The organism is Xenorhabdus griffiniae (assembly GCF_001028135.1).
GTDB classification, from domain to species: Bacteria; Pseudomonadota; Gammaproteobacteria; order Enterobacterales; family Enterobacteriaceae; genus Xenorhabdus; species Xenorhabdus bakwenae.
This window is the reverse complement of record NZ_LDNM01000016.1, coordinates 118,570-143,015: the sequence shown is the minus strand read 5'-3', so window position 1 is coordinate 143,015 and position 24,446 is coordinate 118,570. Positions and strand designations below refer to the sequence as shown.

The 24,446-nt window shown below is 46.9% G+C and carries 29 protein-coding genes; 3 read left to right on the top strand and 26 right to left on the bottom strand.

All coding sequences use genetic code 11. From position 1 onward, the window contains the following. Position 1: 1 nt before the first annotated feature. The 8 genes from AAY47_RS05890 to AAY47_RS05855 all read right to left on the bottom strand — a co-directional run bounded on the left by AAY47_RS05890 (position 2) and on the right by AAY47_RS05855 (position 5,172). Positions 2-352: a GPW/gp25 family protein gene (locus tag AAY47_RS05890; protein WP_047767813.1), complete on the bottom strand. Its 351-nt coding sequence runs from the start codon at positions 350-352 to the stop codon at positions 2-4. Then, the gene (locus tag AAY47_RS05885; protein WP_047767811.1) at positions 349-984 is read right to left on the bottom strand and encodes a phage baseplate assembly protein V; all 636 of its coding nucleotides are present in this window, start codon (positions 982-984) and stop codon (positions 349-351) included. The genes AAY47_RS05890 and AAY47_RS05885 overlap by 4 nt, the downstream gene beginning before the upstream one ends. A gap of 157 nt (positions 985-1,141) precedes the next feature. Further along, a complete protein-coding gene (locus tag AAY47_RS05880) occupies positions 1,142-1,663 on the bottom strand; it encodes a lysis system i-spanin subunit Rz (RefSeq protein ID WP_235428294.1) in 522 nt (173 codons plus the stop codon). 17 nt (positions 1,664-1,680) lie between these two features. After that, positions 1,681-1,884, bottom strand: a complete 204-nt coding sequence (locus tag AAY47_RS05875; RefSeq protein ID WP_047767809.1) for a tail protein X — start codon at positions 1,882-1,884, stop codon at positions 1,681-1,683. A gap of 243 nt (positions 1,885-2,127) precedes the next feature. Then, the gene (locus tag AAY47_RS05870; RefSeq protein ID WP_053014210.1) at positions 2,128-2,382 is read right to left on the bottom strand and encodes a DinI-like family protein; all 255 of its coding nucleotides are present in this window, start codon (positions 2,380-2,382) and stop codon (positions 2,128-2,130) included. A 2-nt stretch (positions 2,383-2,384) separates the two neighbouring features. Further along, on the bottom strand, positions 2,385-2,597 hold the full coding sequence (locus AAY47_RS05865) for a hypothetical protein (protein WP_235428293.1): 213 nt from the start codon (positions 2,595-2,597) through the stop codon (positions 2,385-2,387). A 103-nt stretch (positions 2,598-2,700) separates the two neighbouring features. Further along, on the bottom strand, positions 2,701-4,641 hold the full coding sequence (locus tag AAY47_RS05860; protein WP_072059746.1) for a replication endonuclease: 1,941 nt from the start codon (positions 4,639-4,641) through the stop codon (positions 2,701-2,703). Between the two features lie 192 nt (positions 4,642-4,833). Further along, on the bottom strand, positions 4,834-5,172 hold the full coding sequence (locus AAY47_RS05855) for a DUF5347 family protein (protein WP_047767849.1): 339 nt from the start codon (positions 5,170-5,172) through the stop codon (positions 4,834-4,836). Between the two features lie 248 nt (positions 5,173-5,420). Between AAY47_RS05855 and AAY47_RS05850 the strand changes: the two genes are divergently transcribed. After that, the gene (locus AAY47_RS05850) at positions 5,421-6,041 is read left to right on the top strand and encodes a phage repressor protein CI (RefSeq protein WP_047767805.1); all 621 of its coding nucleotides are present in this window, start codon (positions 5,421-5,423) and stop codon (positions 6,039-6,041) included. 65 nt (positions 6,042-6,106) lie between these two features. Here the strand turns inward: AAY47_RS05850 and AAY47_RS05845 are convergent, their stop codons facing one another. Further along, positions 6,107-6,655 (bottom strand): GNAT family N-acetyltransferase, encoded by a 549-nt coding sequence (locus AAY47_RS05845; RefSeq protein ID WP_200897739.1) that lies wholly within the window; start codon positions 6,653-6,655, stop codon positions 6,107-6,109. A 16-nt stretch (positions 6,656-6,671) separates the two neighbouring features. Beyond that, positions 6,672-7,166, bottom strand: a complete 495-nt coding sequence (locus tag AAY47_RS05840) for a bactofilin family protein (protein WP_047767845.1) — start codon at positions 7,164-7,166, stop codon at positions 6,672-6,674. A 654-nt stretch (positions 7,167-7,820) separates the two neighbouring features. Here AAY47_RS05840 and AAY47_RS05835 point away from each other — a divergent pair. After that, complete coding sequence (locus tag AAY47_RS05835; protein WP_047767803.1) at positions 7,821-8,636, top strand: helix-turn-helix transcriptional regulator; 816 nt, start codon at positions 7,821-7,823, stop codon at positions 8,634-8,636. 301 nt (positions 8,637-8,937) lie between these two features. Here AAY47_RS05835 and AAY47_RS05830 read toward each other — a convergent pair whose 3' ends face one another. Both AAY47_RS05830 and AAY47_RS05825 read right to left on the bottom strand, forming a co-directional pair. Continuing rightward, positions 8,938-9,606 carry an epoxyqueuosine reductase QueH gene (locus AAY47_RS05830; protein WP_047767801.1) on the bottom strand — a complete coding sequence of 223 codons (669 nt, stop codon included), beginning with the start codon at positions 9,604-9,606 and terminating at the stop codon, positions 8,938-8,940. Positions 9,607-9,726: 120 nt separating this feature from the next. Beyond that, on the bottom strand, positions 9,727-10,476 hold the full coding sequence (locus AAY47_RS05825) for an SDR family oxidoreductase (RefSeq protein WP_047767843.1): 750 nt from the start codon (positions 10,474-10,476) through the stop codon (positions 9,727-9,729). A gap of 262 nt (positions 10,477-10,738) precedes the next feature. Between AAY47_RS05825 and AAY47_RS05820 the strand changes: the two genes are divergently transcribed. Next, on the top strand, positions 10,739-12,343 hold the full coding sequence (locus AAY47_RS05820; protein ID WP_047767800.1) for an AMP-binding protein: 1,605 nt from the start codon (positions 10,739-10,741) through the stop codon (positions 12,341-12,343). A 49-nt stretch (positions 12,344-12,392) separates the two neighbouring features. Here the strand turns inward: AAY47_RS05820 and cobT are convergent, their stop codons facing one another. From cobT to AAY47_RS05750, 14 genes are all read right to left on the bottom strand, one after another. Then, complete coding sequence (gene cobT, locus AAY47_RS05815) at positions 12,393-13,478, bottom strand: nicotinate-nucleotide--dimethylbenzimidazole phosphoribosyltransferase (RefSeq protein ID WP_047767798.1); 1,086 nt, start codon at positions 13,476-13,478, stop codon at positions 12,393-12,395. A gap of 80 nt (positions 13,479-13,558) precedes the next feature. After that, complete coding sequence (gene cobS / locus AAY47_RS05810; RefSeq protein ID WP_047767796.1) at positions 13,559-14,317, bottom strand: adenosylcobinamide-GDP ribazoletransferase; 759 nt, start codon at positions 14,315-14,317, stop codon at positions 13,559-13,561. Then, positions 14,314-14,859, bottom strand: a complete 546-nt coding sequence (gene cobU / locus AAY47_RS05805) for a bifunctional adenosylcobinamide kinase/adenosylcobinamide-phosphate guanylyltransferase (RefSeq protein WP_047767794.1) — start codon at positions 14,857-14,859, stop codon at positions 14,314-14,316. Before cobU ends, cobS begins: the two co-directional genes overlap by 4 nt. Then, a complete protein-coding gene (locus AAY47_RS05800) occupies positions 14,856-16,421 on the bottom strand; it encodes a cobyric acid synthase (protein WP_047767792.1) in 1,566 nt (521 codons plus the stop codon). Before AAY47_RS05800 ends, cobU begins: the two co-directional genes overlap by 4 nt. An 81-nt stretch (positions 16,422-16,502) precedes the next feature. After that, positions 16,503-17,261: a cobalt-factor II C(20)-methyltransferase gene (locus tag AAY47_RS05795; RefSeq protein WP_047767790.1), complete on the bottom strand. Its 759-nt coding sequence runs from the start codon at positions 17,259-17,261 to the stop codon at positions 16,503-16,505. Further along, positions 17,258-18,049 carry a sirohydrochlorin cobaltochelatase gene (cbiK, locus tag AAY47_RS05790; RefSeq protein ID WP_047767789.1) on the bottom strand — a complete coding sequence of 264 codons (792 nt, stop codon included), beginning with the start codon at positions 18,047-18,049 and terminating at the stop codon, positions 17,258-17,260. Before cbiK ends, AAY47_RS05795 begins: the two co-directional genes overlap by 4 nt. A 23-nt stretch (positions 18,050-18,072) precedes the next feature. Continuing rightward, positions 18,073-18,858, bottom strand: coding sequence for a cobalt-precorrin-6A reductase (locus tag AAY47_RS05785; RefSeq protein ID WP_047767787.1), 786 nt, complete (start codon positions 18,856-18,858; stop codon positions 18,073-18,075). Next, entirely contained in the window at positions 18,855-19,580 is a 726-nt protein-coding gene (locus AAY47_RS05780; protein ID WP_047767785.1) for a precorrin-3B C(17)-methyltransferase, read from the bottom strand. The genes AAY47_RS05785 and AAY47_RS05780 overlap by 4 nt, the downstream gene beginning before the upstream one ends. After that, on the bottom strand, positions 19,574-20,674 hold the full coding sequence (gene cbiG, locus AAY47_RS05775; RefSeq protein ID WP_047767783.1) for a cobalt-precorrin 5A hydrolase: 1,101 nt from the start codon (positions 20,672-20,674) through the stop codon (positions 19,574-19,576). Before cbiG ends, AAY47_RS05780 begins: the two co-directional genes overlap by 7 nt. Next, the gene (locus AAY47_RS05770) at positions 20,655-21,458 is read right to left on the bottom strand and encodes a cobalt-precorrin-4 methyltransferase (protein WP_047767781.1); all 804 of its coding nucleotides are present in this window, start codon (positions 21,456-21,458) and stop codon (positions 20,655-20,657) included. The genes cbiG and AAY47_RS05770 overlap by 20 nt, the downstream gene beginning before the upstream one ends. Then, the gene (locus AAY47_RS05765; protein ID WP_047767779.1) at positions 21,451-22,035 is read right to left on the bottom strand and encodes a decarboxylating cobalt-precorrin-6B (C(15))-methyltransferase; all 585 of its coding nucleotides are present in this window, start codon (positions 22,033-22,035) and stop codon (positions 21,451-21,453) included. The genes AAY47_RS05770 and AAY47_RS05765 overlap by 8 nt, the downstream gene beginning before the upstream one ends. After that, positions 22,032-22,652, bottom strand: a complete 621-nt coding sequence (locus AAY47_RS05760; protein WP_047767778.1) for a cobalt-precorrin-7 (C(5))-methyltransferase — start codon at positions 22,650-22,652, stop codon at positions 22,032-22,034. Before AAY47_RS05760 ends, AAY47_RS05765 begins: the two co-directional genes overlap by 4 nt. Then, the gene (gene cbiD, locus AAY47_RS05755) at positions 22,649-23,812 is read right to left on the bottom strand and encodes a cobalt-precorrin-5B (C(1))-methyltransferase CbiD (protein ID WP_047767776.1); all 1,164 of its coding nucleotides are present in this window, start codon (positions 23,810-23,812) and stop codon (positions 22,649-22,651) included. Before cbiD ends, AAY47_RS05760 begins: the two co-directional genes overlap by 4 nt. After that, the gene (locus AAY47_RS05750; protein ID WP_047767774.1) at positions 23,805-24,446 is read right to left on the bottom strand and encodes a cobalt-precorrin-8 methylmutase; all 642 of its coding nucleotides are present in this window, start codon (positions 24,444-24,446) and stop codon (positions 23,805-23,807) included. The genes cbiD and AAY47_RS05750 overlap by 8 nt, the downstream gene beginning before the upstream one ends.

Genomic DNA, 24,446 nt, shown 5'->3' with positions numbered 1-24,446 from the left:
CTCACCGGGAATGGCTCACCGGAATAGAAAGTGAAAATTCCTTGGCGGATTGATGATAAGTACCCGTAATATCCACCACCATTTTGCCGTCCTGCCGGGTTTCCATCGTGATGGAGGTCAGCATCACGCGTGGCTCCCAACGGCTGATTGCGGTATAGCTGGCCGCCATAACCTGAAGCCGAAGCGCTGCGTTTTGTGGCCAGTCAATCAGTTCTGGCAGCAAAGAACCGTAGGGACGGCGCGCAATACGGCTGCCCACAGGGGTTAATAAAATATCGCTGACGGATTGCCGGATATGGGCCAAATCTGTCAGCTCTCGGCCCGTCTGCCGATTCATTCCCAGGTACATCATACGGGGCCTCCTGATGTGTCACCGCCTGACCGGATGCCGGTGTGTTTATGGGAATCCACGACCACGCCGTTGGAACTGAATGTGCCTCCGGTGTGTTCAATATTGCCCGTCATTTTGCCGCCGTTGCGCACGATCAAGTTGCCTGTGCTCATTAGCTGCGTGCAGATGACTTCCGGTGTATCCAGCGTAATTCGGGTGCTGGCGACACAGGTGATTTCCGGCGCGGTAATATGGACGGAATCCGAAGCAGTTACTGTCGCGGTTTTAATACCAGTCACAGTCAATGCGCCAGATTGCGGTTCATATTCCATCACGGCACCATCGGGAAACTTGATATGCGTCGCTTCAGGTGATGTTGATGGTGCCGGAAACTCATCTGAAAAAATCGCAGGCAATACAAAGGCGGTGGTCAGTTCTCCGCCTATGGACAGTAATAAAACCTGCTCACCGACACTGGGCGCCCACCATGTGCGGGAGTTTCCCGCTCTGGATGTCAACCAGTGCAGCCAGTTGGTTTCAAGATTGCCTGTCGCTACTCGGCACATTCCCTTTGTGGTATCCACTTGGGTAATAACGCCGGTTCGGATCAGGTTGCGCAATAAGCGCGTCAGTTCAGTGAGTTGTGTGTTCATGACGTAAGAATGCCATGAAACAGCAGGCCGGACATTAAACTGTGTTTGTAAGAAACAGCATACAAATCCAGAATAAAAATCTTTTTAAATCAATAAAATAAAAGGCCTTCTTTGGAATGAAAGAAGGCCTTGAAAACCGCATTGCAATAAGATGCGCTCATTCCGATTGACACTGCCGAACAACATCCCGTACATACTGTTGTAAATAATCTAATTTGGCCTGATCTTTGATGATGCCGGTTCGGATATCGTAAATAGCGTGTCCAGCGTTTGCAGTGAGTTCGACTTGGGTTCCATCGCCCAGGCGGCGGGTGCCGGTATCTCGGTTTTGGGTGAGCTGACAGGTAGCAAGGTTGGCGGCGGCGATTTGCACCCGCCGATGACCAGCAATAATGTCAGCACGTAAAGCCGCATTTTTTTCGGTGACATGAGCTAATTGTCCTGAATAGTATTCATCCAATTGTGCAGCCCGGTTTTGCGCATCTTTCATTTGCCCAATAGCTGCCAACGTTTCTGAATAGGCTTTTTGGTTGATGGCAGCAAGCTGCGCAGCCTGTTGCTGTTTCAAACCCGCCACTTCGCTGAGAAACAGGGAGCGATGCCCCCACCAGCCAAGGCTTCCGCCAATGACCAGGCTCATCATTAAGGGCATCGTTTTTAGTGTATTAATTCCCAACAAACCCGTTCAACCTCCCCTTAATCCCAAAGCTGGATAATAGGTTTACTGGCGACCGGCATAAATTCTGGCATTTCAACTTTCGTTCCATGCGGCAGTACCGCGCCAAAATCAGCCAATCCCGGGTTTGCCAGCAACACACGCTCAGTCATTCCCAATGTACGACCATAATGACGCCAGCAAATGGCATCAACTGTCTCATTTTGTTGTGCGATAACTTGCATACACTCTCCTTCCTCTTTGCAAAAGTCAGTTAGTAAATCGGAGAGTTATGATCAAATAATTAGCAAAATGCCTCAATGCGGTGGGATTGTCAGGTGAGTGGTACATAAACCAAGGGACAGGAAATCATTTCCTGCCCCTTGGCGATTATCTCTTATTACAATGACTACTATTCATTGGAGGATATTCATTGGAGGCTATTCATTGGAGGCTATTCATTGGAGGATATTGCCCCTTTGTCAGCGTTAATCAGATAGCCAACTATCATCCTCCCAAACCTCTTGAATGAGTTCCATCATGTGGTCGTGTTCACTACTTTTTTTAGTCCCTGTCACCCTCACGGAGGTGCTGCTGCTAATTTCAACTCTAAAATTCGTATCAGGATAGTGTGGTAATATTCTTTTTTTTAGTTCACTTTCTAATGAAGATATGACTGATTCAGAAACATTAGCTCGTTTATCGAAAAGTATCTCTACTCGCATGATTTCCCCCGCTGCCAAATCTATTCTTCTATTATTGCACCCGAATTCCCTAACAGATCGCTTCCCTGGTTACTCTGGTAACTGTTAAACCTTTTTTCATAAGGTGCAGATAGCTCTGCTATCCAAACCAGTGCCAGCTCTTTGTCTTCCGCATGATTGCATTCGCAACTTGTTGCCATTCTAGCAATGAAATTGATACGTTGCGCTACCAATGATTCTATAAGAGATTCCACTGATCTATCTGCCTCTATATAAGAAACTGTATGTATATACAGTACACGTAATAAGACTAAAATTAAAGTATTTTTTGCCTGTTTTAGTCATTAAATTTAATAGTTAGTGACTATTGTTTGTTGTTTTAGCAGAAATATTTGCCAATTTGATTGATTTTTCTGCTACGACAATTCTATGGTCTGGATAACCTGCTCTCTTTCTATTTACCTGTTCATCCGTACAGTTATTGACAGAACTCCAAGAGGAAAATTTTATGCGTCTTTTATAGACAATTCGTTCAGAGGTAGCCGTCGATTCTGATTTTGGCACGAGGGTCCATTGGTGGGTTCGCGTACAAATAAATTCGGCGTGGGACAAAAATGGTGAGGTCACACCTTGTATGGATTGAACATCCTCACCGTAAGGACTGCCAAAAGGGATATTTTTGTAAGATAAACGAATAATTAAATCACGACGTGAAACCCAAGGTCCGCCCTGTGCTTGGGTATAAGCAGCCCAATTTCCTTCATCTGCCGCTTGTAACACTGCATTTATCTTGTGGTCAGACAGGCGTACTTCCCTGAGCCGACGCAATTCGCGCCAAACCGAAACGGGAGCGCCACCGATTTGTTGAAATTGGCGAATACGCCAGCGACTCGCCCAGGCAGTCACTGATTTTGCCATATCGCGCAGGGGTTCGCCGGTTTCATGGTCTTTTTCTTCTTCCAACGCATAACCGTCAATGTTTTTGGAAATGTACTTGGCAATATAGCCTGTTGCGCTGCCTTTACTGGGATCGATCGCCCGATAATTAAAACGCACTTTTTTGGCTTCATCGTCCTCTAATTCGCCCTGTTCTTCCTGACAGGCGTAATGCTCAAGGAGCCTTCTGACTTGCTGCAAATGCTCCGGCAACATAAACAGCACCATATGCCAATGAGGAGTACCATCATGATGTGGTTCCACCACACGGAAACCAAATAGGTTAATACCTGCCCGTGCCAACGCAGCCCGAGCTTTTGCCCAGACACCGCATAAATAACGTTGAGTATCACGTGGTGTTGCGCCATTCCAGGATTTGACAAACCCGCCCTTATGCTGGACAGCATGATATTTTGCAGGTGCCGTGATGGTATAAAATTCCCCAACACATTGCATCTTGTCGGCAATATCTTCGAAACCGCGCATTCTGACCATCAATTCACAACGTCGGATTGCCGGATTTGCGTTGCTATGAACAACGGTCTCTGCCAGTGAAATTCGCTCCCCTTTTTCATTTTCCAAATCAAAATGCTTGAAAAATTCACGATTGTGCCGTTTTTGTTCCAGCCATTCCCGTAACGCCTGGCATGAAACATAAGGAGAAGCGACTTGCTGTACCTGCCCAACGGCAATGGCCATATGTTCAGATCGGATATCACGCAGGCGTTTTAACCGAAAATACCACCAGCGGGCAGACATCATGCGCAACATGCCAGAACAGAGTTGATCAACTGATGGCTGTTTGCGGCCATGATTGAAACGCTGCCAATAAGGTGGATGAGTACCACATTGCAAAGTCAGTTTTGCCAGTAATTGATACAACTTAGCGACACGGGAAAATGACTCATCTTTGCCACCAACAGAAGTTGATGAGTGTTTTTGGGAAACACGCAAAGAATAGTGCTCATAATTATCCGCAATAAAAACGGAGATATCGTGAGCCAGTTTCAAGAGCTGTTTGCGACCATACGTTGCTACATTTTCCAATTGTTCAATAAAAGGAAAAGGTGCCATACCAGCAATAGGGTGGTTAAACTGGTATCTTTCTTTTACTAACTGCAATCTTGGCAAGACCTTCTGTCCAACCGCTTTTCTCAGGAAAGAATTTGCATCACGGCGCCCTGAACGATGAAAAATATCGATATAACGGTGACTAAAATATTTCGCCAGAAAATCCGGCACTTGTCCTATATATTGGTGACGCCATTGATGATCTTCCGCGTTAACGTCCCATAACAGGCGCTCCGCCATTGAAACACCCAGCGGGATGTTTTGTTCATAAGTGATAATGTTACTATTCATCAAGTTCACCATATTCAGGACGAGTAAGAGCCTGGCGTATCCATGCCATTGGTTCAAAAAAGAGAGAGAACATATTTATACCCATCCAACTTCAAGATGCGTGTTATATTTCTCCACGCAGCGGGGAAATATAAGGCCTCGCGTCGTCTTGCGGATTGCAACCTGAAATTTATCGAGTATAGAAAGCTGTCATTAATTAGGTAATGTCAGGTACTTCGGAAATTGACTGACAACAACCTTAATATGATTCATTGCCTTGATCAGCGCCTGCTTTTCCTCTTGGGTAAAATGGTTAAATTCACTATCGTGGCGGGAGTGCGGAATATTCGCCAGATAGAAAATGGCAGATAACGCCCGTTTATTCTGTTCGTAGTAACCGTCTCTTTTGTCACGCATATCAGCCAAAAACCGCGCCAACTCCTTTTCATTGTCACCCCAATATGTCGCCCTAATCCTCGACAGATGATTCAATCCTTCCAGCCGCTGGCCGAGGTTAATCTGGGCAAATTTTTCCTTCTCAGTATTCGCCATATTTTCCCTCAACATTTTCCTACCAAACGATCCCTCTGCTATTTCCTACGGTTCCCCCTATTTCAAGCTCTCAGACTATTCTCTGAATGGCCTTTCCGAAATATTTTGATATCAGGTATAAAGATTGAAATCTGGGCGTTCATGATGCAATATCTCTCAATGGTTTTCAGCTTAACCAATCCGGGCTTATCACGGGTCTCATATCGAGAACCTTGATGGGATACTAATAGCTATTATCTGTACTGTCAATGAAAAATACCAATATTGAGATCAAAATGGGGGCCGATAGTGGGGGAAGACCTGCTATTGAACGTCTTGTCCGCGCGTATGGATTTAAATCACGTCAGGCCCTAAGTGACCATTTGGGCGTTTCCAAAAGCACGATGGCAAACCGCTACCTTCGTGATAGCTTTCCGGCGGATTGGATCATCCAGTGCACTCTCGAAACTGGCGCTTCACTGCTGTGGCTGAGCACGGGTCAGGGGGAAATGTTCCCAGATGGAGAAAGCGGCAAAAAAGCGGAACGATTGGAAGATATCATTGCCCCATCCATTTCTCGTGTAAAATTATCGGGCGGTAAACTCAATGACGTTAGCCCTGTGATTTTGGACAGTGAATTGATTACCAGGGAACTCAAAAATCCACTGATTGTCGATGATGGTGCCTCATGGTATCTGCTGGATACGCAGGAAGATAATATTCAAGATGGTTTATGGCTGGTGGACATTGAAGGTATGCACAGTATCAAAAAGATTGCCAAAATCCCAATCAGCAAGATTCGGGTCAGCGATAGCGACGTCACTTTTGATTGTGCAATCAGCGATATCAAATTCATTGGCCGCGTCGCTCTGGTCATATCCAGACAATAACATAAGGCAATTTTCATCAAGGTTATCCCTGTCCATGAGGATAACCTTGATGACATGCAGCATTCTCATACAAAATCTGAACGCCGGAGGCGATACAGAACATGCTCCCTCAATGGGTGGTTTTCTTCCAAGCCCGGATGGAGAAAGGTTTTTTCATCCCTGACCATGCCCAATTTTTTCATGACATTTTCCGAGCGATAATTAGAAACTGTGGTAAAAGCGACAACCTCTTCCAGCCCGATTTCGGTAAATGCAAAGTAAAAAATTCTGCGGGCGGCTTCACACGTATAACCTTGTCCCCAAAATGGCTTGTCCAGACGCCAGCCTATCTCAACAAAAGGCGAGAATGGAAATTTGAGGTTCGGGATATTCAGCCCCACAGAGCCAATAAATTCACCATTCTGTTTTAATTCAACCGCCCATAATCCCCAACCCCCCTGCGTTTCAAACTTGCGGATACAATTATCGATAAAAGCATCGCTCTGCGCTTTAGTCAGTATGTCAGGGAAAAATTTCATTACGTCAGGGTTGCTATTTAAGCGAAAGAAAGGTTCTCTGTCTGAGGCTTTCCAGGCCCGGAGCCACAACCGTTCTGTTTCCAATTCAACAATCACAACGTCTCCTTGATTATCACGCGTTGCTTTTCACTTTTGGTTTATCACCCTGATTTTCTCTAATAGAAACAACGCGTTCTATTTCTGATTTTTTCTTATTATCAACCTGTTCAGACTGACCAAAAAACAATCCACCACGTCGAATTGACATACTGCCGCAACGGCTAATACCCCGTAACTCGCCATGTTCAAGGATATCTAATGTCTCCGCACAGCACGTGCCTTCAACATGACCATCAATGATAATTTCAGGGGCATTCAGCTCACCCTCTACTTTACCGGCATGCATAATCCGAATGGCCCCCCCTTTTACGCGAATATTGCCAATAACTTTACCCCAGATCTGGATATCCCCGTCCATTTCGACATCCCCTTTGAAGACAGAGTTTTTTGCAATAATGGTATTGGGACGGATCTCGGTTTCAGGTAATTTTTTCTCTTCAGGCTTGATGCCCATAGCGGGAGTCGCAGAACTGGCAGTCGCTGCCTCGGTTGTTTTTTTTCCAAACATAGCGTTTATTCTCAATTTCATTTTCATACAGTAAAACACTAAGGCTAAAAAAGATAAAATTGCTGTCATAGTGCAGCTAAAATGCGCACCATACAGATACAGTCCCAATGCAATTCCCCAAAGGAGCCATACACTGCATAAAAAAGCGTTATCTGAAAAACGATACATTGTCATATTGTTCTCGTTTTTGTGGTTTTTTCTTATATTTCATCAGCAAAATATATCTATACATATGCCTTAGCAGGTAACAAACAGGCTGTGGAAGCACATCCTACCATTGTACAAGTATAAAAAACAATCTACGATGCTATAACAGAGTGATTTATAGCGCTATTACACGGATAAAGCTTCTATTTGAGTTTAATCCTCTGATTTGTCATTTAATTTTCTCACATTGATGAAATAAAAAAATACATAAATTTAATTTCTTATTTATATATCCCAATCACATAAACCCACAATTTATTGACAACACATACAATGCATTAATAAAAATGCATCATGGTTAGATGCCATGAAAAAACACATTATTCTCAATGGCTATTTAGTTTATGTTTAGTTATATAATGCCAGCGGTTATTTAAATAATAAAAAAACACTTCATGCACTCATCAAAAAATGATTACTCACGATACGGAAAATTAGGAGTATTAGATGAAAAGGACGACGGGCTTAAACCAAAAGAGTATTTGCACAATCCAGTTGACTATGCCGGATTTCAATATCCTAGAGCATAAACAAAGAGGGTTATATATTTTACTTGATGGCGAAATGGTGTGGAAAGATTGTATAAACACTTATCACATTAAATCGAATGAAATCCTTTTTACCCACCCCGGAAGTTATGCAGCTAAAACCCGGACAGAAAGTTGTCAGCTCTTATGGTTGCCCTTACACATGGAGTTTTTACGTCGTTTTTTACAACGTTTCGGCTCATTATTAAGTCAGTTAGAGCGACAGGAGTTCCCTGCGTCCAGATTGATTCCTTTTAATCAGTTTCCCTTGTTAACGGAAAGCATTCGCGGGCTGGCGAACTTACTGGCGCATGATTCCCCTCCGGCTTTGGTTCAGCTAAGAGTTGAAGAGTTATTGTTACTGCTTTCCCTGGGTAAACAAGGCGCATTGTTAATGTCTATTCTACGGAAATTAAGCAACCGGCCGGTGGAACGCCTGCAAACATTTATGGAGGCCCACTATCTCAAAGAATGGAAATTGAATGACTTCGCACGTGAATTCGGTATGGGATTAACTTCTTTTAAGGAGCTTTTTAACAGTGTCTATGGCACTTCACCCAGAGCCTGGATTAGTGAACAACGCATTCTTTATGCTCATCAATTATTACTCAATAGCGAAATGAGTATCGCCGATATTTCACTGGAATCGGGTTTTTCCAGTCAGTCCTATTTCACTCAAAGCTATCGCCGACGTTTTGGTTGTACACCCAATCGCTCCAGATGCGGCAAAGATTAGCGATTCATTTAATAACTAATCATTAGTGCTATATTCCATAAATCAAGGCTTTCCAGTTTGATATAAACTTGTTTAGATCAAACTGAAAAGCCGCAACCACAATTAGGCGAAGATATTATGATCGTTTTTATCGATCAATATCCTCTTATTGATCTGTGCAATCCATTGGACGACGCTGTCTCATCTCGCATATAGTCATGGTGACTCATCACTGTTTAGAGCTAATCCGACTAAGTGCTAAGTCACCACCAGGGATTTTTATATTTGCCGTATTTTTGGCCTGCTTCCGCGCAGGCTTTTTTTATTCTTTTTGCTTGCTATCTGCACTATAAAAGACCGTACCTAATTTAATTCTTTCACGGCCAGTAGCCAGACGATGGCGATTAGTATCCCGCAACGAGTAAATACAGCCACAATATTCCTGCTGATAGAACGCTTCTCGTTTACTGATTTCTATCATGCGGGCAGATCCGCCCCCTTTACGCCAGTTATATTCCCAATACATTAAGTCAGGGTAACGGGACGCAGCACGAACCCCACATTCATTGATTTGTTGCATATTTTTCCAGCGCGAAATACCGAGTGAGCTGGTAATCACTGGGAAACCATGTTCGTAGGCATAAAGTGCTGTTCGTTCGAAACGCATATCAAAACACATTGTGCAACGAATACCGCGTTCAGGCTCATTTTCCATTCCTTTCGCGCGTTCAAACCAATTATCACGGTCGTAATCAGCGTCGATAAAAGGAATGCCCATTTCCTGCGCAAAACGGATATTTTCATCTTTACGTAACTCGTATTCTTTCAGGGGATGAATATTCGGGTTATAGAAAAATATTGTGAAATCAACGCCTGAAGCCAACATGGCTTCCATCACTTCCCCAGAACATGGCGCACAACAAGAGTGCAACAAGACTTTTTTGTTCCCATTTGGCAGTGGAAGAGGTTTACGCTCATCATTCAGTGACATAATATTTCTTACCTGATTCAGACAATAAAAAATCAGGAAGAGAACAAATCCCCCTCCCTGTGTTTACTGGATAGACATTTTACCTTTTTCTACTGTCTTACGACAATCTTTGTCACATAATCAGGCTTCCTGTACTTCTGGTAAAACCTGCCCACCATCAACGACTATCGTTTGTCCGGTAATATATTTCGCTTCATCGGAAGCCAGGAAACAGGCGGCATAGCCGATATCTTCAGGCGTACCCAAAGCCCGCATTGGCGTGATATCTTTCGCATAACTGAGAAATTCATCACCAAATGACGTTAAACCTTCCGTCATGATCATACCTGGCATAACGGCATTAATGGTGATACCTTGCCCCGCATATTCCAGTGCGGCACTGCGCATAAACCCGAGTTGCCCCGCCTTACTGGCACCATAGTGACTGTAACCCTGAATACCCGTTATCTCACCCGTTATTGATGAAGTGATCACAACGCGCCCGTAACGCTGCTTTTCCATGACATTCAATGCCGCTTGTACCAGAAAAAATGTCCCTTTAAGGTTGACGCTGTGCACTAAATCCCAATCCTCCGCAGTCATATCTTTCAGATAATGCTGTGGAAAAATACCGGCATTGGAACAGAGAATATCGAGCCGGCCGTACTTTTCAACAATCCGGGTAATCACGTTTTTACAGGCTGCTTGATCAGTCACATCAAGAGGAATGAAATCAACTTCCAGCGCTTTGGCAATGGCTTTCCCTCTCACCTCATCAGTACCGGCAATAATAGTCACCGCACCCGCTTGCTTCAATACTTTGGCAATTCCCGTGCCAATACCTTTGGTGCCACCTGAAATAAAAGCAATCTTTCCGGCTAAATTGAACATCGCTTTTCCTTTTGTATTAGTGGTTAACGTTTTTTTATTATCTAACATAGAACTCTTCGATTTATTTTTAGACCGTGACTTTATCAAGTTTAATAAATGAAAGCAGCATATTAAAAAAAACAAAATAAAGTCACATTATTTACATGAAAAATAGAAATAAAGCATCCTCCTTAAATTTTTCCGACATTGCTTATTCTGCTGCCAGAGATTACTTTTAAAGTACATAACATTTTGTTAACGATAATAATATGGAGTGAAGAGTATGATCCTCGATAATTCATTCTTACATGAATATACCGGCACTGCATTATCACCGCTTTTATTTCTTAAACGGGCTGTCTTGAGCAATGGTCATGATACCGCCATCATTGATGGAAAACAGCGTTGGACCTGGCACCAATATGCCAATCGCTGTGAAAGGCTTGCTATCTCTCTCCAACAAATGGGGGTGGATAAAGAAAACGTCGTTTCGGCTATTTTACCCAATATTCACGAACTGCTTGAATTACATTTTGCCGTTCCTTTGGCCGGCGGCATTCTTAATGCCTTGAGTACCCGAACAGACGCAGCCACATTAAATTTTGTTTTTGAAAAACTGCATCCCAAAATATTATTTATCGACAAAAATTACCTTTCACTATTAAATAATGTCGCTTTCAAGCAGCCAATTAAGATAATCATTGTTGATGAAAACAACTCAGCTATTCCTATATCTCCTGCCGGACATGAATTTATCTCTTACGAATCACTGGTAACCGAACACTCATCAAAGACACTCTCATTTACCCAGATTGACGAACAAGCCGCTATAAGTATCAATTGCACTTCGGGCACCAGCGGGCAACCGAAACTGGTTGTGTATTCTCACCGTGGGGCATTTTTAAATGCCATTTCCAATATTCTGGATTGGGACATGCCCAAGAACCCCATCTTTTTATGGACGCTTCCCATGTTTCACTGCAATGGCTGGTGTTTCCCCTGGACAGTTGCGGCACGGGCTGGCACACACATCTGTATAAGGAAATTTGATGCAGAAGACGCAATGCAACTCATCCAGCAACATCACGTCACCCATTATTGTGGTGCCCCGATTATTCACTACGCTTTAGGCAAGATAACGCAAAAGCATAAAAAGCATTTTAATGGTCGCGTTTATGGCCTGATTGCCGGTGCCCCACCGACAGAAATGATGTTTTCGTTGCTGAACGAAGTCGGTATCAATGCAACGCATGTTTATGGACTAACTGAAACTTATGGCCCTGTGGTCGTTTGTGAAAATAAGCATGAATGGAACGCATTGCCAGAATCAGAAAAAGTCTTAAAACGGATGCGTCAGGGAATTGTCTCTAATTTACAGGGTCAGGTAAGCGTTATTGATAAAAATAACGCGGAAGTTCCTTTTGATGGCAAAACCCTCGGTGAGATCGCAATCCGCGGTAATATCGTAGCAGCTTATGATCCGGTACGTCATGTGACACCGGAGATCACTAACCAATGGTTTTATACGGGTGATTTAGCCGTCGTCGATCCTGATGGCTATATCAAAATCATCGACAGGGAAAAAGATATCATTATTTCCGGGGGTGAGAATATTTCCAGCCTTGAACTGGAAAATGCTTTATCCAGTTACCCAAGTGTATTAGCGGTTGCTGTTGTGGCGAAACCCGATCCCTATTGGGGAGAAGTTCCCCATGCTTTTATTGAACTCGATGAAAATACAACAATCACGGAGCAGGAGTTAGACGATTATATTTGTACGGTAATAGCACGCTATAAACGCCCTAAAGGATATACTTTTTTAACTTTACCGCGAAATGCCAATGGCAAAGTTGTAAAAGATCAATTGAGAAAACGTGTCAAAGACTGATATACCCCGCATAAAGACAATAACGATAAATGAGTCCCCCGGACTTAATTTATATGTTTAAAGACGGTGCGATGACGTGCGGCCTTTCTGACGCCGGTAAATTGATCCCACTGCTTGCCAATTTCCCCATATGGCAATACATCGAGCAGGCTGCATCAATCAGGGACATCGCCATAGCCGCACCGCTACCCTCGCCAAGACGCAAATCTAAATGCAGGTAGGGTTGCAAATGCAAATATCGTAGCGCCAGCGCGGCACCTTTTTCTGCCGACATGTGGGAAGGAATGCAATAATCCCGTGCTATGGGGGATATCTGACAGGCGGCTAATGCGGATGCATAGGACAAGAAACCATCAAGTATCACAGGTACACCAGAAGCTGCCGCTCCCAGAATCACACCCGCCATGCCGACAAGTTCAAATCCGCCCACTTTTGCCAATACATCAATGGCGTTATTGCGATCTGGCTGATTGATGGCAATAGCCTGCTGCACAATGAACTGCTTATGTGCCAGCCGCTCAGAAGGAAAATTAGCGCCTAACCCAACCACATCACAGGGATTATTTCCTGTCAGGACACTGATCACCGCGGCTGCCGCAGTCGTATTGGCAATTCCCAGCTCACCAATACCCAATACCGTTATTCCTGCTGCAATACGCTGTTGCACCAGTTGTGCGCTTGCCAACAACAACATTTCAGCGTGTTCATAATCCATCGCAGCGCCTTTGGCAATATTACCGCAGCCCCGCGCGAGTTTAAGGGACAACATGTGTTCGATAGGATCACAATCGATGCCAATATCCACGGGCAAAACATGCGTTCCACTGTTTTTCGCCAGCACACAAACACCGGTTAATCCTTGCAACATATTGCGTGCCTGTATGGCTGTAACGTTTTTAGGTGAAATAGCCACACCTTCGTCATAGACGCCATGATCAGCACACATGACGATAATCTCTTTTTGCAGGTTTTGTAGACCAACAATGCCCGGCATGCCCGATAATTGTATCGCCAACGCTTCAAGACGCCCCAAACTTCCTAATGGCTTGACTAAGCTGTCAATGTGCTGTGCCGCTTTTTCCATATTTTCCCGATCCAGAGGTCGGATAGCATCGAGCAATGATTTTAGTGTCATGTTTATTCATCCCATGCCGAACGAGAAACAATCGCAGCTGATTATTCTCTCCTGATTGGCTTCGTTTATTGCCAAATCATCTATTGCCAGATCATTGCCAGCAAAAAAGCAATTTCCCCCACCTCAATGGAAGCCCCCAGCGTATCGCCCGTTTGTCCCCCAAGACGATAATTGAAATAGAGGGCAAGCCCGTAAACCACAAGCAATGACACCATCATTGCCGACAAGGTTTGCCAATTCCCCAGTGCCATCACCAATACAACACCAACCAACACGGTCAGCGTAGTCACAGAAAAGCTAATTTGGCCAATATAACTGCTTCCCATTCCCTCGCCTTCACGGGCGTCACGTTGCGCATACATTAAAAGCACCACGGCTGTACGTCCGGCAATCGATGCACAAGTCAACAAGACAAGCAAATACAAGGGGGGATGATAAGATAATTCAACAACAGCGAATGTTTTGAGGGCAAGACAGAAAATTAACCCGACTCCGCCATACGTTCCAAGCCGGCTATCGCGCATAATTTCCAGCATTTCTTTACGCTGGCGGGAGGAAAAAAGCCCATCACACGTATCCGCCAATCCATCTAAATGTAACCCGCCCGTCAATAAAACCAACGCCAGCACATAACCCACCGCACCGATATACATTCCCCCACCCGACTGGCTGATCGAAAGTGACACCAGGCCAGCCAGACCACCAACAATGAACCCAATCAACGGAAAATAAGGCACACCACGCCAATATTGGCGAAAATCGACGCCTGTCGCCCACTTTTGCGGGATCGGAAGCCGTGTCATAAACTGTAGTGTGGCCCAAAAAAGGTGTCGTTTCATTTAATCTTCACTCCAATGCCCGAAACCATCAGCCAGACTTCTTTAGCCGCTTGTGCCAGCTTTTGGTTAGCACGTCCAGCAATATCGACAAAATGGCGTGCCAATCGGTTTTCAGGTGTGATACCCATCCCCAACTCGTTGGTCACCAAATATACTGGCATCGGACACATCAGGCTGGCATCAATCAGGTCATCGATCTGGTGATGGATAACCCCCTCCAATGAGGCGAAATCAAGTTCATCGGGTGAGACACCACCCGATAAGTCAAACAACACGCTGGCAATTAATGTGGTCACACATTCTAGTATAACGCCCTCTTGGGGTTGGCGGTGCTGGCGGATAACAGAGCCTAAATCTTGATGGCCTTCCCAGGTTCGCCAATGTGTCGGTCGTCCCTGTTTATGCCGCTCAATACGCGCGGCCATCTCTTCATCGGTGACCTGTGCCGTCGCTATATATAACACCTGCTCGCACTGTTTAGCGAGCAGGTGTTCAGCGTAGCTACTCTTGCCGCTGCGGGCACCGCCTGTCACTAAAATCATGGCATCACTCCGCCAGATGAGTGTTCATGCATTAACTGATAAATCCGCGCGATATCCAGATGCTCACGCATACTGGCGGCCAACTTGTTGAATTGTTTTTCTTTATGCTGGCGGTAATTAAAGGCCACATTTTCCAGTGGAACATCGCCTTTTCTGATGCGCAATTGATTTAATAGTGGGCGGGTAAACGTGTTTTGATCGAACAAACCATGCAGGTAACTTCCCATGACCAAACCATCTTGAGCCACTGCACCATCAAACCCGTTTTTTTCCTCACGATTTCTTTCTTCGCCGTTGCGCCAATATATTTGGGCAAAAGGCGTTGCCTGCTGACCAAGCCGAGTGGTTCCCAGATGGATTTCATAACCCGCAATCGGTTGTTCGCTGCATAATTTCAGCATACCCGACAACGCAGGCATGACTACGCCCCTAACCTGTGCGGTCTGTTTTTCACTGGCAAAGTGGGTTTCCGTATCCAATAAACCTAATCCTGTCATTTGCGTTAAGCCGGATTCCACCCCATCCACAATCTGCTTACCTAACATTTGATAGCCACCGCAGATCCCGATAATCGGTACATTTTTCTGATGAGCCGTGATAATTGCCGGTTCAAACCCCTGAGTTTTCAACCATACCAAATCTGCCAATGTATGTTTGCTGCCGGGAAGAATAATCAGGTCGGCTTTCTGGAGTTCAGAAGGTTTGGAGACATAATGCAAAAACACATCCGGTTGAGCTGCCAGCGCATTGAAATCGGTGAAATTGGCGATATGGGGGTATTGGATGACAGCAATATCCAGACAGTTTCCTGTTTTTTGTTGCGGCCGATCATATTTACCCACCTGCAAAGCGACGCTGTCTTCATCTTCCAGATCAAGCTCCAGCCACGGTAATACCCCCAATATCGGGACTTGTGTCAAAGTTTCGATCTGATCGATCCCTGATTGCAACAAAGCGATATCACCGCGAAATTTATTGATGATCACGCCCTTAATACGGGCTTTTTCCGCCGGTTTAAGCAAGGCTAATGTGCCGTAGATGGATGCAAATACCCCGCCACGATCAATATCTGCCACCAAAATGACCGGCGCATCCACTAATTCAGCCATCCCCATATTAACAATATCGCGATCACGCAAATTGATCTCAGCCGGACTGCCCGCCCCTTCTAACACCATGATATCCGTTTCTGCTGCTAACCCGTTGTATGCCCTCAAAATCTGCTGGAGCAATTGGGGTTTATGTTCGTGATATTCCACCGCAGTCATGCTGCACATCACTTTCCCCATAAAAACCACCTGCGCCTTGCGATCGCTGGTGGGTTTCAACAATACAGGATTCATCCGTACATCCGGCGCAATCCCCGCAGCTTCCGCCTGAAATATCTGCGCTCGTCCCATCTCTTTGCCATCTGCGGTAATCCCAGAATTAAGCGCCATATTCTGTGATTTAAAGGGCGTACAGCGATAGCCATCCTGGGCAAATAGCCGACAAAATCCCGCCACCAGCACACTTTTGCCGGCATCAGACGCCGTTCCCTGAACCATCAGCGATAATGTCATTCTATTTCCTCTCTTATTTCATTGTGTCCTGTTTTTCCGCCACAGCAGTGCCAATCACCACCATCGGCATACCATTATCACTCACCTTGATAATGGCCAGTTTTTATTAACCAGAATCGTTGAAAAATAGGACAATCCCTGCATCCCCTCTTTTTCGCTGAGGGGTAGTGCGGCGAGATTATGCCAACCTTGTTCAGTCGGCAAAGTCGCATCAGCCATCATCAACGCATGTTCTAACAGATTGTGACGTTGCAGCAGGTCACGGATCAGAGGAAAACGCGAATAGATTTTCATCAGGACAATGCAGTCGTGATTGAGTAATGCTTGCTCTAAGACAGTTTCAGACGCGGTACAGGCAATGACAGCCAATGTTTGATCTTCCATCGCCAGTGGCATCGCACTGGCGGCGGCAATGGCAGAAAATGAGGTGATCCCCGGCACAATTTCCAGCCATGAGGGAGAAGTCATCTGTTGCGATACCAACCGCTGCAAAAGAAATACCCATGTACTAAACAGCATCGGATCGCCCAAAGTGATAAACCCCACTTTCCTGCCATTCGCCACTTCCTCTTTCAAGGCTTGCGCCACTTCATCCCACACCGCTTGTTTTGCTGCTATGTCGGCTTTCATTAAAAAGTGATAAGTGCAAACTTGAGTGTTCGGCGAAAGGTATTCTTCAATGATGGCGTGAGCGAGACTTCTGGCGCCTTTTTTTCCCGTCGGGGTATAGATCACATCAAGTTCAGAAAGAATACGCGCAGCCCGTACAGTAATCAGGTCACTGGCTCCCGGGCCAACGCCCATAACATACAGTTTTCCTGCTGTTGCTGTTTCGTTCATAACGCTTTCTCCTGCTCATTTAGCGCGTAAGCAAGGTGATCGACAAACATCTGCCGAATCATCGGGTTTTCCCCCAATCCCTGTAGCCAGGGGATCGCAACAATCCCCGCATTCTCCAACTGTGACTTCCAGGAGTCTTCTTCATTTGAAGCCATATCATTAGTGGCATGATCGCCGGCCACCAGCATCAATGGCATCAGATAAGCCTTGCGGATCTTTTGCTCTTTTAATCCCTTAATGATCAGAGGAAGTTCAGGATAGCTTTCGACCGCCCCTACCCGTGCCGGAAAATGGGAATGGCTCATCAGGTGATCCAGACAGGCGTAGGCAGAAAAAGCAGAGTGTGTTGTACCGTGTCCCATAAAAACGACACATTCATTCTCTGCCAACCGCGGAAGCTGGTGGCGCAGTGCCCGCATCAGTTGCAGGTAGTCATCAAAGTGGCTAAGCAGGGGCGTACCCAGCACCAACCGCTTAAAACGAGGACGAAATTTCTCAACCTCACGCCGCACTTTTTCATATTCATCGCCATTAATGATATGCAGGCATTGAACAGCAACATCGTGATAGCCTGCGTGATGCAGTCTGGTCAGTGCATCGTGGGGAGTATCAATGTGAATGCCATCGCGCTGACGCAATTTGCGAATGATCATGCCGGAGGTAAAGGCCCGAAAGAGTTTCCGGTCTGGAAACACCGAGGCTAATTGCTGCTCACAGGCTTCAATATTGTTTTTCAGCGTTTCGGGATAACTGGTTCCGAAACTTATCACCAATAATGCTTTTTTCATTTCGCTTTTCCTTATTGGTTTATTTACGTGCCAAAATCCGCCAATAACCGTGCCATCTCGTCCAATCCGTTGGCCTGCGTGATCCCCTCTCCGGCAAATTGCTGCCCCGGGCGACAGAGCACAATGCAGGGCAACCCGAGAGAAAGGCAGGGTTCCACTTTTTCCCTGAACCCGCCTTGCTCACCAGACTCTTTGGTTATGACAACCTCCGCCTGACAAAATTGGTAAAATGCCCGATTGAAATCGGCACTGAAGGGACCTTTCAGGGCAAAGATCTGATCGACCGACAAACCACAAGATTCACACAGCGCCAAAACGTCTGCGGTTGGCAATACACGGGCCAGCACTGTTTTTCCTGGCAGGTGCGCCACGTAGTCGGCCAATTGTTTACTGCCGGTGGTCAGCAAAATACGGTTTGCCAAACCGGTTGCTATTTCACACGCCTGCTTAATGGTTGCCACTTTATAGATAAGGGGATGTTCAACCGCATCAATATCGCTGGGACGGATATAACGAATGAGAGGGATAGCCAACTTTTGGCAAGCGCCGACAATGTTTTGACTCAGTCGTTCAGCATAAGGATGGGATGCATCAATCACCCTTTTTGTCCCTCGCTTTTGCAGATATTCGGCCATCTCTTCGGCCTCCATCCTGCCGGTAACAATTTCACCGCGGATCCCCATCGCCTGCTGTGCTCCCGCCGGCGTCGCCACTGACAAGCTATAATTTATGCCGGCAATATCCATCATCACACAAATCTGGCGGGCATCGCTCGTACCGCCAAAAATGTGAATCAATGGTTGTTTCATAGCTTGTATCCTCTCGGCGTGATCATCAGCCCATCACGGATATACGTTGACTGGTTGCCCACGATCACCAGACTGCGCATATCAACACGGGAAAAATCCATTGAGCCAAAAGTCGTCAGCCATTTATCCTCATGTTTGCGCCCGGCCGCTTTCACCACGCCAACGGGCGTTTCTGGCGATGTCCACGGCGCCATCAGGGAAAATGCCCGGGCCAGATGCTCTTCCCGTCCGCGACTGCGGGGATTATAGAAGCAGACCACAAAATCGGCTTCTGCCGCAGCCTGAACCCGCTTTTCAATAACCTCCCACGGGGTGAGCAGATCGCTTAGGCTGATATGACAAAAGTCATGCATCAATGGCGCACCAAGCAAGGCGGCGCAAGCCGTACTCGCCGTCACGCCCGCTACCAGCCGGACTTCTACCTTGCGCTTTTGCTGGCTGACCAACGCCAAAATCAAGCCAGCCATGCCATAAATACCCGCATCCCCGCTACACACTACCGCCACATTTTTACCCTGTTCGGCCAGCTCAATGGCTGTCTGGCAGCGTTCAATCTCTTTGCACATGCCGGTTTTGATAATTTCTTTATCGCCTACCAGTGGTTTCACCAGATGGGTGTAGGTTTTGTAACCCACCACGATGTCAGCCGCTTTCAAAGCCGCAATCGCCTCCTGCGTCATCATGGCTTCGCTGCCGGGACCGATTCCAATGACTGTTAACATGGATGCAATACTCCTAATGTGATGGTGACGCCCTGCTCACGCAGGGTATGACCAACCAGATGCCCTTGGCTCATTAGCCAGGCCACAGGTTGGGAGACACAGCCTATACCCACCGTTTTTCGCACAAATTCAGAAACCGGAAATGTCTGTTCACACTGGGCAAGCTGATTAACAGAGAAGATTTGGTAGGGAATTTGCCGCTCTTGGGCCAACTGGATTAACGCCGGTTCGTTTTTTTTCAGTTCAACACTGCCGACGGCTTTTAGCGCCAAAGATTCAAGGTGATGTTCCGCCAGATGGCGATCTAATAATTCTGCGAGCCGTTCCGCTTCCACTCCCCGCCGACAACCGATGCCTGCAACGATACGGCGCGGGATTAATTTAAAAGTCGGGATTGCCAGTGCCAGATGTGTCCGTTCATAGCTGATGTATACCAGAGCATCCAGCTCAGGCCGATCTTCCAGCGACTCAACGGGAATGAACCCACGCGTGTCATAGCGATCTTTTTCATCACTCAAGTCGGGATGCCACCAAATGCCGACCCGCTTGCCATTGACCAGCATTTGATTAACGGTTTTGACATTGGCACGGAAATTCTCCATTGTTCCATCAATTTCTTGCGATAACAGATCCAATGCGGCGACCTGGTTAACATCGGTTGCAGTGGTGATCACCGCCTGACCATCAAGAATAGCTGCGATCTGTTGTGCCAGCTTATTCGCACCGCCCATATGCCCCGACAATAAACTGATCGCAAACTGCCCTTTTTCATCCAGTACGACGACCGCCGGATCAGTCATTTTGTCCTTGAGCAACGGGGCGATAACCCGAATGGCGATCCCCGTCGCGCCAATCATGATCAACGCGCCATATTGGGTGAATGCCCTGCGTACCGTATTGGCAAAACCACCTTCAAATGCCCTGAACCCGCTGCCGACATCCATAACTTCACTCGTCACCCATTCCGGGGAAGTGAAACAATCCATTGCTAAATGGGTTCGCAAACGACGAGCCAACGCCATCCCCCCTTCTGTCAGGCAAAACAAGGCATATTCTTTGTCAGGTGACATTAAATCAGGCGCTACGGTATTCATGGCTGAACCTCGCATCGTACAGTTTCGAGTAGTGATACTCTTCGCCAAGAAAAGCGCCTACCAGGATCAAGGCCGTTTTACGAATGCCGGCGCTGTGTACCTGTTCAGCAATCGTCGCCAATGTCCCCCGCACTATCTGGCAATCCGGCCAGGTTGCCTTATAAACCACCGCAACAGGGGTTGCCTGTCCATAACCGCCCTGAACCAACCGAGCGACAACCTCTGTCATATTCTGTACCGAAAGGAAGATCGCCATTGAAGTTTGGTGAGCGGCAAAGGCCTCCAGCGTTTCCCGGGGCGGCATCGGCGTTCTGCCTTCCATGCGGGTGATAATCAAACTTTGCGCGACTTCGGGCACGGTGTACTCCACGCCCAACTGCGCAGCCGCCCCAAGAAACGAACTCACCCCGGGCACAGAAACAAAACCAATAGTATGATTTGCCAGTTCTTCGGCCTGCTCACGTATGGAGCCAAACAGCGATAAATCTCCCGTTTGCAGGCGAACCACCAATTTGCCCGCTTGCACGCCATTCACCATCAATTCCGTGATTTCCGCTAACGTCAATCTCGCACTGTCATGGCATTCGGCATCTGTACGGCAATAATCCAGTAACGCCCGATTAACCAGCGAACCGGCATAAATCACCACGTGCGCCTGACGTAATAATTGATAGCCTTTCAGGGTAATCAGGCTCTTATCCCCTGGTCCCGCCCCCACAAACCAGACTTTTTCAGTATCAAAACTGACGTTATCTATCTGTTCAGCGTTAATAGATTCAGGCATCATTCCGCTCCTCTTGACCGGATTTTTTCTGGCAGGACAACAAATAAGTGGGATTGTTGGGTTTGAAATAATGTCCCTGCCCGAGTGCCGTCAGTTCTCCCACCTGAATTTCACGCCCATCAAGCGCGGTCACCCGACAGGATTTCAGGTGCGATAATGCTTGCGTGAAGTTTTCCAGCAGGATAAAAGTCATGACTAAACGCCCACCTGAGTTCAGGTGCAGCAACGCCCAATCAATGATTTCTGTCAGATGCCCACCCGTTCCGCCAATGAAAATAGCTTCTGCGGTGCTGTCCAATGGCACAGGGGCCATACCAGACTGGATACGAACCCTCTGGCAGCCAAAATGCCGAACATTTTCAGCAAGCAGTGACAAGGCCTCTTCCTTGCGTTCAATGGCGAGAATATCCAATGCCGGATAGCGCAATGCCGCTTCAATACTGACGCTGCCCGTACCCGCACCAACATCGATAAAACGGCAGGCGTTTTCCAGCTCCAGTCGTTCCAATGCCAGCGCCCTAACCGTTTCTTTGGTCATGGGGATGCGATGACCACGCAAAAACAGTTCATCTTTCATTCAGGTTCACCCTTTAAAATCACCACAACATTCAGGCCATAATCAATGTTGCCGCGTTGCACGACCTGTTCCGCATACAAACAAATTATTTGCTCATGTTCATGGGATAAATTTTTGCCGATCACCATGCGACGTTGCTGCCCGCGCACCAGAATTTCTTGCGCAATCTGGTAAGGGCCAATGGCGTCATCCGTTACCATGGCGATTTTTTCGTGTTGCAATAGCCAGTCAAAATCCGGTTTGCGCCCGTGGCTGCTGGTGAGATAAATGTCGTTCATATCCAGCAAAATCCGGGCGCATAAATATTGGATTGAACTGATGCCAGAGATAATGCGGATATTTTGTCCAGAAAAATGCTCAATGATTCGTTTGCCGATGCCATAAAAGAGCGGATCACCCGAAGCCAGCACAATAATTTGCCGATGCTGATTCTGTTCAAGCCACTGCATCAATCCATCCACATCAGCATCCAAACGGCGGGTTTCCCCGTTGAAATGGGAAAATTCGGCGAGATGGCGCTTTCCGCCGACCAACACTTCCGCCTGTCTGATCGCTTCCAACGCCGCCAATGTTTGGTTTGCAGCGGCGCCGGGGCCAATACCAATAACAGTGATCATCGGCAATCCTCCATAAAATCCTTCACTATCGCGTCCACAGGCCGGTTGCAGCCCAACACCTGATTATCAAAAGAGAAGAGAATGGCATCACACTGCGGCTTACCACGGGCGAAACGTAGCATTTGGTCGATACGCCCGCAGATTTTCCGGGCAATTTGTTGGTACACGGCCTGCCAGCCCTGTTCTGCAATCAACTCAATGGCTGCTTCGGTGGTATCACATTGATCCACGGCCTGAATCAGTTCGAAAGGTGCCCCTATTAAGGCCAAATTGGCAATCAGCGTTTCCATGCGACCATCAGCAATATGGCTGTGGGTATGAAAGATACCGGCCGCGATTTTCACCAACTTGCCGACATGCCCTACCAGAACGATATGACGGAACTCCAGACGCACGGCTTCTTGCAACATATAACTGACAAAGTTACTCATTGTGACGACATAATTCGCATCAATACCCAACTGCTGACTGACAAAACGTTCACCGTGATTTCCCGGCACAAAAATAATGCGATCCAGCCCATCGGCACGTTTGGCTTCTAATTCCAGTGCCAGAGAACGTTTCCAGCTCTCTTCCGACATCGGCGTCACAATGCCTGTCGTGCCAATAACCGAAATACCTCCCTTAATCCCCAATCTGTCGTTATAGGTTTTCTTCGCCCGTTCCTCGCCTTCAGGGGCAAAGAGGATGATATCTGCCCCACGCTGCGGACCGATGACCTCCCGTACCGCTTCTTCAATGGTATGCCGTGGGGTTTTATTAATGGCTGCCCAGCCAATCGGCAAACCTACCCCCACCCGCGTTACCCTGCCAATGCCTTCATCGCCATCCAGTGTGATCACCCCGCTGTCATTCAGGCAGACACGGGCAAAAATCAACATACCGTGGGTTGCATCCACATCATCGCCGCCATCTTTACGGATAGCGGCAACCGCCTGCTGTCCCTCAATCAAGGGCTGTTCAACATTCAAGACCAGGGTGACACCTGAAGGTGTGACAATCGAAACCTGATGAATAATCTGCTGACGCAAGATCATCAATGCCGCAACCCTGGCAGCGGCTGTGGCACAAGACCCCGTGGTGTAGCCCTTGCGATACTGCTTGCCCCGATGCCAAACCGTTCCGAGGCTATTGGCTTGTGTATCACTGATTTCATTCATGCCTGACCTCCGGCATCCGGTACAGAATGGCGTTGATAATGGCGGCGGCAATATTGCTGCCTCCCTTGCGCCCTTTTGCTGCAATGCAGCTTAATCCGCGATTGATCAGGGCATTTTTTGATTCCTCTGCGCCAACAAACCCAACAGGCACACCAACGACTGCAATGGGTGCAAATGGGTGTTCCAGCAACCGAAACAGCGCAGTCGGGGCGTTGCCAAAGACAAAAATCTTCTCCCCTGCTTCTTGCAGAGCCAGATCGACGGCGGCCATTGAACGTGTGATTTGCTGGTTTTTTGCCATTTGAACGGCGCGGGGATCGCTGACATAACAACGGCACTCGCTGCCATACTGAGCCAGGCGCGTTTTATTGATGCCAGATAGCACCATTGTTGTATCGGTATATAACGTACAGCCACGCAAGATACCGTCACGAATGTGGCGCAAAACATGCGGGGAAAAATAGAGAATATCAAGCCAGTCAAAATCAGCGGTGGTATGGATCACCCGTTTGATCACGGCTTCTTGATCCGCGTCCACAAAACGATAATCAGGCCGCGATTCAAAAATAAGCTGGCTGATAATATCAAAGCTATTTCTTTCGATCTGTTGGGGTTGTCGGATGTAATCGCTCAT

Bases quoted from the DNA above. Each gene is read 5' to 3' on its own strand.
- cobS (WP_047767796.1), bottom strand. From the start codon at position 14,317: ATGAAACGACACCTTTTTTGGGCCACACTACAGTTTATGACACGGCTT.
- AAY47_RS05850 (WP_047767805.1), top strand. From the start codon at position 5,421: ATGAAAAATACCAATATTGAGATCAAAATGGGGGCCGATAGTGGGGGA.
- AAY47_RS05890 (WP_047767813.1), bottom strand. From the start codon at position 352: ATGATGTACCTGGGAATGAATCGGCAGACGGGCCGAGAGCTGACAGAT.
- AAY47_RS05855 (WP_047767849.1), bottom strand. From the start codon at position 5,172: ATGGCGAATACTGAGAAGGAAAAATTTGCCCAGATTAACCTCGGCCAG.
- AAY47_RS05785 (WP_047767787.1), bottom strand. From the start codon at position 18,858: ATGAAACAACCATTGATTCACATTTTTGGCGGTACGAGCGATGCCCGC.
- AAY47_RS05770 (WP_047767781.1), bottom strand. From the start codon at position 21,458: ATGCCTGAATCTATTAACGCTGAACAGATAGATAACGTCAGTTTTGAT.
- AAY47_RS05830 (WP_047767801.1), bottom strand. From the start codon at position 9,606: ATGTCACTGAATGATGAGCGTAAACCTCTTCCACTGCCAAATGGGAAC.
- AAY47_RS05840 (WP_047767845.1), bottom strand. From the start codon at position 7,166: ATGTTTGGAAAAAAAACAACCGAGGCAGCGACTGCCAGTTCTGCGACT.
- AAY47_RS05825 (WP_047767843.1), bottom strand. From the start codon at position 10,476: ATGTTCAATTTAGCCGGAAAGATTGCTTTTATTTCAGGTGGCACCAAA.
- AAY47_RS05885 (WP_047767811.1), bottom strand. From the start codon at position 984: ATGAACACACAACTCACTGAACTGACGCGCTTATTGCGCAACCTGATC.
- AAY47_RS05780 (WP_047767785.1), bottom strand. From the start codon at position 19,580: ATGTTAACAGTCATTGGAATCGGTCCCGGCAGCGAAGCCATGATGACG.
- AAY47_RS05750 (WP_047767774.1), bottom strand. From the start codon at position 24,446: ATGAGCGATTACATCCGACAACCCCAACAGATCGAAAGAAATAGCTTT.
- cobU (WP_047767794.1), bottom strand. From the start codon at position 14,859: ATGATTTTAGTGACAGGCGGTGCCCGCAGCGGCAAGAGTAGCTACGCT.
- AAY47_RS05765 (WP_047767779.1), bottom strand. From the start codon at position 22,035: ATGAAAGATGAACTGTTTTTGCGTGGTCATCGCATCCCCATGACCAAA.
- AAY47_RS05875 (WP_047767809.1), bottom strand. From the start codon at position 1,884: ATGCAAGTTATCGCACAACAAAATGAGACAGTTGATGCCATTTGCTGG.
- AAY47_RS05820 (WP_047767800.1), top strand. From the start codon at position 10,739: ATGATCCTCGATAATTCATTCTTACATGAATATACCGGCACTGCATTA.
- cbiK (WP_047767789.1), bottom strand. From the start codon at position 18,049: ATGAAAAAAGCATTATTGGTGATAAGTTTCGGAACCAGTTATCCCGAA.
- AAY47_RS05760 (WP_047767778.1), bottom strand. From the start codon at position 22,652: ATGATCACTGTTATTGGTATTGGCCCCGGCGCCGCTGCAAACCAAACA.
- AAY47_RS05835 (WP_047767803.1), top strand. From the start codon at position 7,821: ATGAAAAGGACGACGGGCTTAAACCAAAAGAGTATTTGCACAATCCAG.
- AAY47_RS05860 (WP_072059746.1), bottom strand. From the start codon at position 4,641: ATGAATAGTAACATTATCACTTATGAACAAAACATCCCGCTGGGTGTT.
- cbiG (WP_047767783.1), bottom strand. From the start codon at position 20,674: ATGAATACCGTAGCGCCTGATTTAATGTCACCTGACAAAGAATATGCC.
- AAY47_RS05795 (WP_047767790.1), bottom strand. From the start codon at position 17,261: ATGAACGAAACAGCAACAGCAGGAAAACTGTATGTTATGGGCGTTGGC.
- cbiD (WP_047767776.1), bottom strand. From the start codon at position 23,812: ATGAATGAAATCAGTGATACACAAGCCAATAGCCTCGGAACGGTTTGG.
- AAY47_RS05800 (WP_047767792.1), bottom strand. From the start codon at position 16,421: ATGACATTATCGCTGATGGTTCAGGGAACGGCGTCTGATGCCGGCAAA.
- cobT (WP_047767798.1), bottom strand. From the start codon at position 13,478: ATGACACTAAAATCATTGCTCGATGCTATCCGACCTCTGGATCGGGAA.